This window comes from Vibrio sp. 10N.286.51.C3, from assembly GCF_003050065.1.
Taxonomy (GTDB): domain Bacteria; phylum Pseudomonadota; class Gammaproteobacteria; order Enterobacterales; family Vibrionaceae; genus Vibrio; species Vibrio crassostreae.
Genome location: NZ_PIGC01000003.1, coordinates 341057 through 355221 on the forward strand (window position 1 = coordinate 341057; position 14165 = coordinate 355221).

The 14165-nt window shown below is 46.4% G+C and carries 13 protein-coding genes; 4 read left to right on the top strand and 9 right to left on the bottom strand.

The annotated features are described in order from the left end of the window. Positions 1-17: 17 nt before the first annotated feature. Both CWO27_RS04980 and CWO27_RS04985 read left to right on the top strand, forming a co-directional pair. Positions 18-566: a DUF2975 domain-containing protein gene (locus tag CWO27_RS04980; RefSeq protein ID WP_102433421.1), complete on the top strand. Its 549-nt coding sequence runs from the start codon at positions 18-20 to the stop codon at positions 564-566. Positions 567-576: 10 nt separating this feature from the next. Further along, entirely contained in the window at positions 577-810 is a 234-nt protein-coding gene (locus CWO27_RS04985) for a helix-turn-helix domain-containing protein (RefSeq protein ID WP_061033049.1), read from the top strand. Between the two features lie 71 nt (positions 811-881). Here the strand turns inward: CWO27_RS04985 and CWO27_RS04990 are convergent, their stop codons facing one another. After that, positions 882-1529, bottom strand: a complete 648-nt coding sequence (locus tag CWO27_RS04990; RefSeq protein WP_102433420.1) for a glutathione S-transferase family protein — start codon at positions 1527-1529, stop codon at positions 882-884. A 98-nt stretch (positions 1530-1627) separates the two neighbouring features. On the opposite strand from CWO27_RS04990, the gene CWO27_RS04995 reads away from it, so the two are divergent. Then, positions 1628-2479, top strand: coding sequence for a LysR family transcriptional regulator (locus CWO27_RS04995; protein ID WP_102433419.1), 852 nt, complete (start codon positions 1628-1630; stop codon positions 2477-2479). A 101-nt stretch (positions 2480-2580) separates the two neighbouring features. On the opposite strand, the gene CWO27_RS05000 is transcribed toward CWO27_RS04995, so the two are convergent. The 3 genes from CWO27_RS05000 to CWO27_RS05010 all read right to left on the bottom strand — a co-directional run bounded on the left by CWO27_RS05000 (position 2581) and on the right by CWO27_RS05010 (position 8467). Next, positions 2581-4695, bottom strand: coding sequence for a methyl-accepting chemotaxis protein (locus CWO27_RS05000; protein ID WP_107898658.1), 2115 nt, complete (start codon positions 4693-4695; stop codon positions 2581-2583). 378 nt (positions 4696-5073) lie between these two features. Continuing rightward, a complete protein-coding gene (locus CWO27_RS05005) occupies positions 5074-6567 on the bottom strand; it encodes a cryptochrome/deoxyribodipyrimidine photo-lyase family protein (protein ID WP_102433417.1) in 1494 nt (497 codons plus the stop codon). Positions 6568-6679: 112 nt separating this feature from the next. Then, positions 6680-8467: a sigma-54-dependent Fis family transcriptional regulator gene (locus CWO27_RS05010; RefSeq protein ID WP_107898659.1), complete on the bottom strand. Its 1788-nt coding sequence runs from the start codon at positions 8465-8467 to the stop codon at positions 6680-6682. Positions 8468-8793: 326 nt separating this feature from the next. Here CWO27_RS05010 and exaC point away from each other — a divergent pair, with 326 nt between their 5' ends. Continuing rightward, complete coding sequence (gene exaC / locus CWO27_RS05015; RefSeq protein ID WP_102433415.1) at positions 8794-10314, top strand: acetaldehyde dehydrogenase ExaC; 1521 nt, start codon at positions 8794-8796, stop codon at positions 10312-10314. Positions 10315-10444: 130 nt separating this feature from the next. On the opposite strand, the gene CWO27_RS05020 is transcribed toward exaC, so the two are convergent. The 5 genes from CWO27_RS05020 to CWO27_RS05040 form a co-directional block, all read right to left on the bottom strand. Continuing rightward, the gene (locus CWO27_RS05020) at positions 10445-11182 is read right to left on the bottom strand and encodes an NUDIX hydrolase (protein ID WP_102530510.1); all 738 of its coding nucleotides are present in this window, start codon (positions 11180-11182) and stop codon (positions 10445-10447) included. Between the two features lie 182 nt (positions 11183-11364). After that, complete coding sequence (locus CWO27_RS05025) at positions 11365-11766, bottom strand: hypothetical protein (protein WP_048663815.1); 402 nt, start codon at positions 11764-11766, stop codon at positions 11365-11367. A gap of 145 nt (positions 11767-11911) precedes the next feature. Next, positions 11912-12244 (bottom strand): DMT family transporter, encoded by a 333-nt coding sequence (locus CWO27_RS05030; RefSeq protein ID WP_048658977.1) that lies wholly within the window; start codon positions 12242-12244, stop codon positions 11912-11914. Positions 12245-12393: 149 nt separating this feature from the next. Continuing rightward, positions 12394-13233, bottom strand: a complete 840-nt coding sequence (fghA, locus tag CWO27_RS05035; RefSeq protein ID WP_102530133.1) for an S-formylglutathione hydrolase — start codon at positions 13231-13233, stop codon at positions 12394-12396. 156 nt (positions 13234-13389) lie between these two features. Beyond that, the coding region (locus CWO27_RS05040) for a zinc-binding dehydrogenase (protein WP_107898663.1) at positions 13390-14165 on the bottom strand (776 nt) is incomplete at its 5' end.

Below are 14165 nucleotides of genomic sequence, written 5' to 3' on the forward strand. Positions count from 1 at the left end.
CAACAGGAACATTAACTATGTCTAAAATCCAAAAACAAAGCCGACGTGTGCGTATGCTATTGCAGTCCTTTCTTGTACTTACTCCTATCATGGTGTGCTACTTTTGGTTAACCGTTGAGACTCCCTATGACTTTATAAGTGCGACAGGCATTTTTTATCTCACTTATGACATCGGGAGTTACACGATGTTGCCGCTTAATATGACAACAAGAATGATTGCTGCGTTCACAAGCTTAGCGATGTCTAGCATCCTGATATACGCACTAGTAGTTCTGATACGTTTATTCCGCAACTATGAGCGAGGCGAGATCTTCTCACTAGAAAATGCACTGTCTTACCAGAAGCTCGGGTATAGCTTGTTCTATTGGGTATTCGGCTCCGTTATCTATGGCTCATTGATGTCAGTGATTTTGTCGTTCAATAATCCACCAGGTGAGCGTATCTTTGCGATTAGTTTTGAGGGAATGGACTTTTTGACACTTATATTAGGTATAATTATTTTGATCATCTCATGGGTGATGAAAGAAGGTTATATTCTGGCTGATGAGCACAGCCAAACGATTTAAAGGACTTGTCATGACTATCCGCATTAATTTAGACATTATGATGGCCAAGCGAAAAATGCGATTAAAGACATTGGCAAAAGAGGTTGGGATTACTGAAGCCAACTTGTCGGTGTTAAAGAATGGCAAGGCCAAAGCGGTAAGGTTATCGACACTAGACAAGTTGTGTGAAGTGTTAGACTGCCAACCGGGTGACATATTGGAGTTTGAAGCGAACGTTCATCAAGAGAGTGCAACTGCTGAATAGCGAGTTCGTAAATCGTATTCCCTTATGAAAACAATGAGTCTCGAAGTTATTCGAGACTCATTCGTTACAAATTAAACAGGTTCTCCTGCCTCGTCTTCTTCAACGATATCTTTTTCTAAACTCGCCTCCGCCAACCATTTCTTTATCGACGGGCTATTCAACACACGTTGTTGATACTGTTGGGCTTTATCCGAAAGTTTGATGCCGTAGGTTTCGACTCGCAGTGCTACAGGTGCAAACATCGCATCAGCAATCGACCATTCACCAAACAACCAACCTTCTGGGTATTGATCCATCTGCGTCGACCATATCGCATCAATACGTTCGATGTCTTTCAGCGCGCCTTCACTCAGCGTAAGCTTTCTTTTAGCTCGGCAATTCATTGGCATTTCATTCCTGACAGCAAAGAATCCTGAGTGCATCTCTGCGGAAATAGCTCTTGCACGAGCACGCTCTTTGGTGGATTTTGGCCATGCTGCGCCGTTCAAGTGGGCGTCGTTAACGTATTCGAGAATGGCAAGTGAATCCCACACCGCAATGTCGCCATCTACTAAGGTTGGAACCTTGGCCGTTGGCGTCACTTTCGCCAGAGTGTCGTAAAAACCTGAGGTGAAAAGCTTAAGTTTGATGATGTCTGCATTCAGGTTGTAGTTATCGAATATGAGCCATGCGCGCAATGACCAAGTAGAGTAGTTCTGGTTTCCAATATAAAGCTGCATAGGTACTTCCTTGCGTTTGGTGAGTATGCATTTGAGCTTAGGGGATTGTATTGCGGCGCACTAACGGATAATTTTGATGCAATACATTAATTAAAACGATGGGTGGTGATTTCAATATGGATATTGATGCGTTGCGAGGCTTTCTCGCGTTTGTGGAAACCAGCAGCTTCACACGTGCAGCGAAACAGATAAATCGCACCCAATCGGCATTCAGTGCGCAGATGCGTAAGTTGGAAGAGGAGCTAAACGTCACCCTTTTCCAAAAAGAAGGACGTAACCTTGTATTGACTGAAGCAGGCTTAGCGCTGCGTTCTCATGCTGAACAGTTGGTCTCGCTACACAATACCGCGCTTAAGCAAGTAAAGCGTTACGAAGACAAACAACCTCTGCGACTCGGCTGCCCTGAAGACTATAACGACAGTATTCTGCCGAAAGTGATTCGTTTGTTGCAGAACGCAGAACCCACGTGCTCCATTCAAATATTTAGCTTGCCGAGCATTACGCTTAGAGAGTGGCTTGATGATAGTCGGCTTGATGCTGCGATTGTGACCCGCGCTCCCGATAGTGAAGAGGGATATTGGCTAACCAATGATGTGGGCGTTTGGATAAGCAGCCCTGATTTTGTGTTTGATGATTCTAAACCTGTCCCGCTTGCTCTGTTCCAGACTGATTGTAAATACCATGCAGCGGCGGTGAATGGCTTAACCAAACAAGACACCCCTTATCAGCTTTTGGCGTGTAGCAATACGGCTTCAGCGCAGCGCGCAATCGTCAAAGCTGGGTTGGCAATTGGTGCGATGGGCAAGCTCAGTGTCACGCCTGATTTGAAGGTTCTCGACGATATGCCGCCGTTACCTGCGGTGGACATCGTACTGTTGCTTGCGAGTAAGCATCATCCTGTGTTGGATAAAGAGGTGATCAATCAGCTGATTGAGTTGGATTCCAATTAGGGTGTGTTGTTTGGTGAGAGGCACTGCTAAGAGTGTTCAAGAAATAGAAAGGCCGAGAACATTACGTTTCTCGGCCTTGTTTTTATGGAAGATAGAGTGAATTAAGAGAGCTTAAATTTACTCAACTCGCCGTGTAAATCTCCGGCTTTTACTGTCAGCTCATTACTGATTTCTACCGATGATGTCATGGTGTCCATCACTTCCACGGCGGTGTCGTTAATGATGACCACGTTGCGGTTAATCTCCTCGGATACTGAGCTTTGCTCTTCAGCCGCGGAAGCGATTTGGTTGTTCATGTCGTTGATGACTTCAATGGCTTGGTTAATCTCTGATAGGGCTAAGTGGGCCGCTTGAGTTTCGCCTTTGGTATTGTTCGCTTGCTGTTGGCTTTGTTCCATCAATACCACGATAGATTGGGTCTCTTGCTCTAGGCGCGCCAGCATTGAGCGAATCTCTTCGGTCGAGCCTTGAGTACGGTTTGCTAGGTTACGCACTTCATCGGCCACCACCGCAAAGCCACGTCCGGCTTCACCCGCACGAGCTGCTTCAATCGCGGCGTTAAGCGCAAGTAGGTTGGTTTGTTCTGCAATACCGCCAATTTCACTCAAAATACCTTGAATGGCGGTGCTTGAATCAACTAAGTTTTGCGTTTGTTGCTGAGCATCATTCACTTGAGTGGCCAAGCTATCAACTGCGCTGGCGGCATTGTCCATGCGTGTCATGCCGTTAAGGCTATTACTTTGTACCTGGCTAGCGGCCGCAGCGGCTTGAACGGCTGAGTTCGCTACTTCTTGTGCAGTTGCACTCATCTCATTGATTGCAGTGGCGAGTGAGTTCACTTCGTTTACTTGAGCGTTCAACTGGTCACGGGATACCTCTGCACGCGCTTGGCCTTCAGTCGCGTTTTTATCGACTTGGTCTGCTGTCGCCATTACAGTAAGTAGCATCTCTTGTATACGAGATAGGAAGGTATTGAACCAGTGAGCAAGTTGCGCGGTCTCATCTTTCCCTTTTACTTCGATGCGATAGGTTAAATCACCTTCACCTTGTGCGGCATCTTTAAAGCGCTCGACCAAGTTATTGAGAACTTTGCCCAGAGAGTTGGCAATCAATGCCATAGAGATGATGCCTAGAAGAACAGCGACGATCCCCGCCCACACACCTTTTTCAAGCGCTTTCGAATTCTGTTCATCACTCCACTGGGTGTATTCGTCGACACTTTTTGCAAGGTGACTACTGGGAACCGACACCATGACTACCCACGGTGCGTCGCTAGTCTCGATAGCAGTTATGGCGTACTCCTCTCCGCCAAATGTAACCAACCCAGCCCCAGACTGTTTAGCGATAGACTGAACTCGCGACCATTCTTTTTCTAGCTCTGGCGAGACCTTTTTACCGACCGTGTTTCTCGCGCTGCTGTTGGCTAGGGTAATGCCTTTCCATGACGTGATGAGAATTTTACCTTGTCCGTCGAACAGGTGACGAGCAAGACCTTCACTCTGGCTTTGCAGTTCATGAAGTGACAGATCGAAACCAAGTGAGCCGATGATCTTACCGTTCTGTTTGATCGGCTGGCTGATGGTAGTAATGAGTTCTTGCTTACCACGAACCGGATAGAAGTACGGTTCCATTACGAATGTTTTACCTGTTTGGTAAGGCATTAAGTGCCAGTCGTCTTTGCGTTCGCCATTGCTGTTCAGTTCAGTATTGCTGAAGCTCTCCATTGCGACCGCATCAAAGCTGTTTTGGTCATTGGGAGAGAAGAAAGGGGCAAGATAGCCCTGACTGTTAAAGCCTAATTTGTTGTCTAAGCTGATCTCGCCATTGAGATCGGTTTGTTGTGGCCAAGTTTTGTTTTCCCACACCATGTAGCCAGCAAAGACGGCTTTGTTTTGTGCTTCTAAAGCGGCAGTAAACTGTTGAACGATAAGGTCTGAGCTAGCGTCCGTTTCTGAACTCAACTCAATGATTGAACGTGCTTGTTTTAAGTTGGCTAATACCGGATTAAGTTGGTTGGAAATGTTCAACCCTTGCTGAAGTGCCGTATTTTGTAAATCGGTTGTCGTAGCGTCGGTTAACTGTAGTTTTACTTTCTCTGTGACTTGTTTATTCACATCAGTAAAAGCGCTAGTGGTCATGCCCATTGCGATCAACAGGGTGAAAGCCATCGCCCCGCCTGCACTCACCGCAATTCGCGTTCGTATACTGTTAAACATATGATCTCTCTAGCTAAATAGTGGTAGTTTTGCAGAGATTTTAAACAAGATAAGTGAACGGAAAATTCAAAATAATGAACACAAAAAGAATAGGGAGATCAAAAATATAAACAAGATTGCATAGTGCGCAGTTTTGGCTTTGGTCGTAACGTTTAGAGGAAGATGAAAATCATCATTTAGCAATCGCTAACTTTCTGTATTTATTCGTTTTAATGATAATTAGGAGAGTTTGATGTTTTAGTAAGGCGGCTATTTTTCTTTTCTAGTTTGTGACCGCGAGTCTATTACTCATTATATGACGGCGGTCACAATTTATTTTATTTAACCCAATGAATTACCACTCTTTTTATAAGTGATTTAAAGAGGAAACGCGTTGTATTAGCTTGCCCGTTTTGTTTTGCTCTGTTTCTTCGGTGGCCTAACGTGGCGTGACAAAATACGACTTCGCTCTTGTTTCACTTCCGTTAGCTTTCTCCATGACCATAAACGCACTCGTGCCTCTTTAGCGCTAGCGTCGAGATCGACTACTGGATTAAGGTAAGGGGATTCTGGTTCAAGCTCATGCATCATGATTTCCATAGGCGTCATCTTCCAAGGCTCAAACAGGAGTGGAGTGGGTATGTCTGAAAGTTCGGGTACCCATTTTCGGATGAAGTCCCCATCGGAATCGTGTTCTAGGGCTTGCTTGGTTGGGTTGTAAATTCGGATGGTGTTGATGCCGGTTACCCCAGCTTGCATTTGAAACTGTGGGTAATGAATGCCAGGTTCAAAATCGAGGAACAGCTGCGCTAAGTGTGTGACACCATCACGCCAGTCCATGTTCATATGGTGAGTGAGAAAGCTCACCAGCATAGAGCGCATGCGGAAATTAATGTACCCCGTATGATGCAGGCAGCGCATACAGGCATCGACCAACGGCACGCCTGTCATCCCCATCTTCCATGCCTGAAGATGTGTCGGATCTTTTACCGTTTCATTCTGCAATAGCGTCTCATAGGCGTGGTTGATGCAGCGAAACTCCATCCCGCATTCCGATTCAAACTTCTGCATGAAATGACAGTGCCAGTGAAGCCTTGAAGAGAGAGCAATCAAGCTGCGACGAAATCCAGCGACTTGCCAGTGTCCCAATAGGTGTTGATAAACTTCGCGCAGCGATATATTGCCCCAAGCTAAATATGGGGATAGACGTGTACAGGCATGTCGTGAAGCTTCTGGGCTTGAGATACTGCGATAGTAATCGCGACCACGGCGCTCAAAGAAGTCGTGTAATGTTGCCCATGCCAGTGCACTTCCGCCCGTTTGTATGCCGTTAACTTTGGCTAACCATGCTTGTGGAGGTTCCATAGCGAGTTCAAGCTCTTCAGCATCAAGGGTATGCAGTGATTCTGTAGTTAACTGACTTTCTTCTATGGGAGCACGCATCACACTGTTCCAATGCTTGTCCCAACCGATTCTGTCTTTCGACCCTCTCACGACAGCGCCCTGTGCGAACTCTTGCCAATGGATGTTGTGCTCTTTAAACCAAGTAGAGAGTTCTCTGTCACGCTCAAAAGTGCAATTTAATCCTACCTCTTGATGAGAGAAGACGTTTTTGATGCTGTAACGAGATTGGATCACTTCGAAGCAGTCCACTGCACTGCCATGAAGTATTGAGACCTGATGTCCATACTCTTTCAGCGACTGGTTCATGCATTGCAGCGACTGCCAAACAAACCGCCAATGTCGCTCAGAATAGTGGGCATTGTTTAGCAGCATGGGTTCGAAAATGTAGAGCAATATCGTGGGGTGTTGATTTGATAAAGCATGTTGTAAAGGTGCATGGTCGGTGAGTCTTAAATCGCGCTTTAGCCACACTATGTTGATTGTTTGCATCTGAGCCCTCTTTCGTTTTGGATCATTACGAATCAGAGGTCAAAATGTCTCACTGGAAGTGAATTTTATTTTCGATGATGAAAGGGTAGGCTATGAGCGCCTGTGTTCATTATCAGAGAATACCTAAGCTTTTTAGTTTTCGATAAATCGTATTGCGGCTGATGCCGAGTATTCGCGATGTCTTGCTGATGTTGCCTTGGTTCGCTTGATACGTTTGCAACAAGGTTTCTTCAACGGTACTTCTTAAATCGTTACTCACTGTACCTTTGATGGTATTAGGAGGCGTCAGTTGATGCTGATTACCTTGCGCTAGCGATGTGAGATGTTGAGCAAGGTGGCTGGGCACATGCTCGAGTGTGAGTTGTGGTTCGTCACTCGCCAGTAAAGTGGCGACTTTGATTAGGTTGTCTAACTCGCGGATATTACCTGGCCATGAATAGGCGCATAGCAACCCCATCAAATGTGGGCAGATTATCTGCTCACCTTCGGCGTATTTACTGTGAATGTGCTCGATTAAAGCATGCTTATCTTGTCGGTGTTGCAAGCTTGGCAAGGTAAAGGCTAAGCCATTGAGTCTGTAATACAGGTCTTGCCTAAACTCTCCGGTTGCGACTAACTGCTCGAGGTTTTTGTGAGTGGCAGCGATGATCTGGCAATCGACTTGGTAGCTCTGGTTTGAACCTACAGGTACTACGGATTTGTCTTGTAGAACATGCAGCAGTCGGCACTGAGCTTCTAAAGGCATGTCGGCGATCTCATCGAGAAATAGAATCCCTTTATCTGCTTGGCGGATCTTGCCTTGGAAGCCCTTGTGGCTTGCTCCCGTAAAGGCGCCCGGCGCGTAACCAAACAGTTCAGATTCGATAAGATCTTTAGGCAGCGCACCGCAATTCACCGCCACTAGAGGCGATGATTTACGCAGGCTTTGCTTGTGTAACGCTTTAACAAACTCGCCCTTACCGACACCTGTTTCACCTAGAATTAATAGGCTAATGCCTTTGTCGATAACCTTATTGGCCTGCTGCCAAGCGTGTTCTATCTGTTGTTCACCATGGTGTAAATCACATGATGCTGATATAGAGCGTGTGCGCTTGGTTGTTGGTCGTTTGAGGTGCTGTTTTTCAAACACAAAGGGTGCATCTATTGAAGCTCGGTTGAAGAGGGTATCGATACTCTCACCGACGATCGAGGTTTGATCCAATAGTTGAGAGGCGACCTGATTATGTGCCACCACCTCACCAGCCTCATTCGCTATTACGATCCCTTGCCAACCACTGTGCAGTAGCGATTTTTCACAAGCGAGATCAATGCGAGTCGTGCCTTGTGGGATATAGCTCAATAGCTGATTCTCAATAAGCTGAACCATATTTTGAACGAGTAGCTGCACCGAACTGTCGTGTTGCTGCTGCTCACTGGTAATGTCCAATACGCCAACCATTTGCCCTTGATGATCAAACACTGGGCTTGCTGAGCAACTGATAAATCGATGCTGGTGGATGAAGTGCTGCTCACCAATGATGGTTACAGGTTTAGCTTCCACGATCGCCGTGCCAATGGCGTTGGTGCCTTTGAGTTGCTCCTGCCAACACGCACCAGAGCTGAGTGCAATCGAAGTCAGTTTTTCCCTAAACCGCTCTTGTCCCCAACTAGCCAGAATCACCCCTTCAATGTCGGTCAAGATCAAACGACTGTCGGTGCGCGCAAACATCTGGTTAAACAGAGGTAGAGCATTGCGCTCGACGATTTGAATCAAGCTCGATGATTGATGGCGTCGCTGCTTAAGAATCGACTGTGGCAGGCGAATATCTTCGGGAAGACGTCTCTGTTTCAGCCCCGCTTCTGTGCTGCGGTGCCAAGAGGACGAAAGCCAATCTGAGGTGTTTGCGTGTTGAAGGTGCATGACTGTTCCATGTCGTAACAGTGAGGGTGTACCAAATTGGAACAGTTGAACACTGGAGTGCTTTCCATACGGCCGTTCAATGCCAACTCACTTTAGGTTGTAAATGTTTGGTAATCATAGTTTTACAATTTATTAACAACAAGTTTTGAGGTTGTGGCGTGTGATTTGCGTTGTTCTTGCTGTGAAGAAAACACGAAGTATCAGTGTTTTAAACAGAAAGAATAAACATGGGCGTCTTGTCATGAGTCCTTTTCTCAGAGAAGTCGCAACAAAAATAAGACAGCTCTCGCTCAATAACGAACAACACATCTAAGAAGGATCTAACTATGATTTACGCACAGCCGGGTAGTGACAACGCAGTGGTGAACTTTAAAGCTCAGTACGATAATTTTATCGGTGGTGAGTGGGTGAAGCCTGTCAGCGGCGAGTATTTTGATAACACGTCTCCAGTGAATGGTCAGGTGTATTGCCAAGTGGCACGTTCAACTGAGGCTGACATTAGCTTAGCGCTCGATGCGGCACATGCAGCTCGTGCAAGTTGGGCCGCGACCAGTGTGACAGAGCGTTCGAACATTCTACTTAAAATTGCTGACCGTATTGAAGCAAACCTAGAAGAGATCGCAGTCGCCGAGACATGGGAAAACGGCAAACCAGTGCGTGAAACCCTGGCGGCAGACATCCCGTTAGTTGTCGATCACTTCCGTTACTTTGCGGGTTGTATTCGAGCGCAAGAAGGCAGTGCTGCCGAGCTCGATTCAAACACTGCAAGCTACCACTTCCCAGAGCCAATTGGCGTAGTCGGTCAGATCATTCCTTGGAACTTCCCGATTCTAATGGCGGCTTGGAAACTAGCACCTGCACTGGCTGCGGGCTGTTGTGTGGTGATGAAGCCTGCCGAGCAAACACCGACATCGATTTTGGTGATGATGGAGAAGATAGCGGATCTCCTGCCTGCAGGTGTGGTCAACATCGTGAATGGTTTTGGTAGCGAAGCAGGCCAAGCGTTAGCAACCAGTGACCGCTTGGCTAAGTTGGCGTTTACGGGTTCAACAGAAGTCGGTCACCATATTCTAAAATGTGCGGCTGAAAGCTTGATTCCATCAACCGTTGAGCTTGGCGGTAAGTCTCCAAACATCTACTTCCCAGACATCTTTGACCATGAGGACGAGTACCTAGACAAGTGTGTTGAAGGCATGTTGTTGGCGTTCTTCAACCAAGGTGAAGTGTGTACCTGTCCTTCTCGTGTGCTCATCCATGAATCGGTATACGACAAGTTCATTGCGAAAGTAGTCGAGCGTGCTCAAACCATCAAACAAGGTAACCCGCTAGATACCGATACTCAGGTTGGCGCACAAGCTTCTAAAGAGCAGTTCGATAAGATTCTGAGCTATCTTGAGATTGGCCGCCAAGAAGGCGCGAAAGTGCTGACAGGTGGCGAAGTCGCGCAGCAACCAGATGATTTAGGTAATGGTTACTACATCCAGCCAACCATGCTCGAAGGGCACAACAAAATGCGTGTTTTCCAAGAAGAGATCTTCGGCCCTGTTATCGCTGTCACCACTTTTAAAGATGAAGCAGAAGCGTTAGAGATTGCCAACGATACCGAGTATGGCTTGGGCGCAGGTGTATGGACGCGTGATGCCAACCTTGCTTACCGCATGGGTCGTAATATCGAAGCGGGTCGTATTTGGGTTAACTGTTACCATGCTTACCCTGCACATGCGGCGTTTGGTGGTTACAAGAAGTCTGGCATTGGGCGTGAGACACATAAGATGATGCTCGACCATTATCAAAACACCAAGAACCTGCTGATCAGCTACGATACTAATCCGCTAGGCTTTTTCTAACATAGATATGTTCTAAAGATAGCGTTCTGAATTAGATAAAATTAACAACGCAGTCGGCTTGAATAAAAACAGAAATTAAAAGCAAAACGCCCAATTCATGTGAGTTGGGCGTTTTTATGTTTGAAGTATTCTAGCTTTTCGAAAAGAAGATTTCTGGCTTGTGGTTCGGGCCCGAATTACCTTCTAGCTGAGTAAGCTCTAATCCTTGTTTCCCTATTAAAGAACCGACCAACTGGCGATTAAACGGGTAACTGTCAGGGTTGTTAATGTACTCTTCAATATCGACCCATTTTGCTTCTGCAATTTCATCGGTGTCTTGAATCGCAATCTCCCGAGTTTGAGCGATAAGGTGACAAACAAAGTAGAGGTTCGATTTGCCAAACTGGTATGGGTGGCGCGTTGCCATGCCAACCACCGATACAAACTCCGCTTTGATACCCGTCTCTTCCAAGGTTTCTCGAACCACAGACTCTTCAATACCCTCGCCAAGTTCAATGTGGCCGCCAGGTAGTTTATAGCCTGTCATGCCATGCTCTTTTATCATCAGCACTTGATTGTGTCCGTTGGTGATCAGAGCTCCAGCTCCCAAAGTATGGGTCGGGATGAAAGGCACAAACTCGACGATTTCGGATTTGTGGATCAGCGTAATCTCGTCTTCTAGACAGTTGTGGAACACAAAGCCAAGTTCGGTCGCTACCGGAATGAGGTGCGAGAGCGAAATAGGTAAGCTAATCCAAATAATGCCTTTGTTATTTTGTTTTGAAAATTCGGTGATTTCACTAAGTTCGGCATGAAATGTATCAGCATCTTGAGGGGCGGTTGCCGGAGCAATGATGATGCCGTTAAATTTGTCGAGCGTAAATTCCACGGGTGATCCTTTATTATTTTTGATTTATTGGGCGTTGAGCATTGGCTGAGCTTATCGTATCTCCAGCGGAAAGGGCAGTAGTCGGTGGAAAGTGAGAGAAGGTTTTAAGCGAGAGGCGAGAAACAAAAACAGCGCTTGGAAGTCAAGCGCTGTCTAATAATAGATTCTATTGTATACCGACTTTAACGAATGTAGTTGGCATTAATACTTACGTACCAGTGCTGCAGTTTGCCATCGGCTTTCTTGATCCACAAATCGTTGGTGTAGCTCTCAATCTTGCCGTTAACTGTAAGGTTGAATGTGTTCTCGTCGAATTCGCCAAGCTTCACAAACTGGTCTGTCGTAATTAGAAACGGGTCCATGTCGTCCACACCAACCACATCTGAAATCACATAGTAGTGGTAGGTTAGCGGCTTGCTCGCATCATTCGGGTTGCTGCGATACGCCACAAGCTTGAATGGTTCCGTCAATGGAACGTCGAGCGTTTGCTTGTCCATTGTTGCTGGAATCGGGATAAACAGCCAAGCGGTAAACAGACCGCTCAATAAAACCATCAGGAAGAAAAGAGTCTTAATTGCTTTCATAGCAACCTTCAAAATAGGTGATGTTGAAGACGCTATGGTAACAGGTTTGATTTGCTGATTGTAAGAGTATGAATAAGTGAAGGCATCACCTGTCTGTTAGGAAGTTTGAACGAATTGACACACTGTTAATAACTCACTATCTACACTAGTGTGAGTGACCTTGCGACAGGTTGATCATCACAACACCGGCTGCCACTAGTAACATGCCAATCCAAACCATGGTATCGAGGTGCTGGCGGTAAACGAATGTAGAAATCAGACTCACGGTCACGATAGCTAAACCTGCCCATAAAGAGTGCACCACACCAACTGGCATTCCCTTCATCGCTTGGCTCAAAAATAGAAACGCTGCCAAGTGCCCTGAGATAACCAGTAAAGCTGGTACTGGTTTAGACAAACTAAACCCGTCAGTGGCTTTAAGTGCAACGTGAGAAAGTGCTTCAGCCATTACGCCCATCATCAAGAAAAACCAGCTCATATTCGTACCTTTGTCGTTGTATTGTTTGTGTTGGTATAGCAAGAGTGTTTGAAAGTGTTAATCGATGCCAATCGCGGATTAACTCATATTGCAGGCACAAAAAAGCCCACACCTCACGCTTTTGCAAGGTGTGGGCTAAATAGGTGTCGCTACTTGTTTAGGTAAGCCGCGTGGAACTCAATGTGCTCATCAATAAAGCTAGAGATGAAGAAGTAGCTGTGGTCGTAACCTGGCTGCATACGTAGCTCTAAATCGGCATTGGTTACCTTAGCCGCTTCGACTAATTGCTCAGGTTTAAGCTGCTCAATCAGGAAGTTATCCGCTTCGCCTTGGTCTACCAACATTGGCAGCTTAGTGCCTTTGGTTTTTAGAAGCTCAGAGGCATCGTAGTGCTTCCACTCTTCAATATCTAAGCCCAAGTATTGGTTGAATGCTTTCTGTCCCCAAGGGCATTGCATTGGGTTCGTGATTGGGCTGAATGCCGAGATAGAGCGGTAGCTATCTTCGTTTTTAATGCCAATCGTTAGTGCACCATGTCCGCCCATGCTGTGACCAGAAATTGATTTCACTGATGTCACTGGGAAGAAAGACTCAATCAGCGCTGGTAGCTCTGTTACCACGTAATCGTACATGTGGTAATGGCTGTCCCATGGCGCTTGAGTAGCATTCACGTAGAAGCCTGCGCCTTGGCCTAAGTCGTAGTTTTCATCGTCGGCAACACCTTCGCCACGCGGGCTTGTGTCTGGGGCAACAATGGCAATGCCTTGCTCAGCCGCGGCTTTGAATACGCCGGCTTTTTGCATGAAGTTTTCATCGGTACAGGTTAGGCCTGATAACCAATATAAAACAGGTACTGGGTTTTCTTTGCTTGCATTCGGTGGCAAGAAAATCGCGAAACGCATGTTGCAGTCAAGCGTTGCAGAAAAGTGGGTGTATTGTTTATGCCAACCACCAGCAACCTTTGCTTGGCTAATGTTTTCAATTGTCATCTATTGTGCTCCGTTAGGTTGATGGTTTGGGAGTAAATTTGTCTATATGAGTAAAAGTTTCACCACCCACCGGGCAGGAGGTGGTGAAGACAGTTTCGCTCTGATGCTTAAGTCAGAACTGTGGTCTCGACACCTAAGTGCCGAGACCAAGGAGAATTATCTGTCCATGTGTAAAACAGTACGGATAGATTCACCTTTGTGCATTAGGTCGAATGCGTCGTTTACTTCGTCAAGGCTCATTGTGTGAGTAATGAACTCTTGAAGACCAAACTCACCTGCCATGTAACGGTTTACGATTTCTGGAAGCTCAGAGCGGCCTTTAACACCACCGAAAGCAGAACCACGCCATACACGACCGGTTACTAGTTGGAATGGACGAGTTGAGATCTCTTGACCTGCGCCTGCAACACCGATGATTACAGATTCGCCCCAACCTTTGTGACAACATTCAAGCGCTTGACGCATCACGTTTACGTTACCAATACATTCGAAAGAGTACTCAACACCACCGTCTGTCATCTCAACGATAACGTCTTGGATTGGCTTGTCGTAGTTCATTGGGTTGATGCAGTCAGTCGCGCCAAGTTGTTTCGCTAGCTCGAATTTGCTCTCGTTGATGTCAACACCGATGATGCGGTCAGCACCAGCCATACGAGCACCAATGATTGCAGAAAGACCGATACCACCAAGGCCAAATACAGCAACGTTGTCGCCTTTTTCAACTTTAGCTGTGTTCAGTACCGCGCCCATACCTGTTGTAACGCCACAACCTAGAAGACAAACTTCTTCAAGTGGTGCTTCTTTGCTTACTTTTGCTAGTGAGATTTCTGGAAGTACTGTGTACTCAGAGAAAGTAGAACAACCCATGTAGTGGAAGATTGTCTCACCGTTGATAGAGAAACGGCTTGTGCCATCTGGCATTAGGCCTTTAC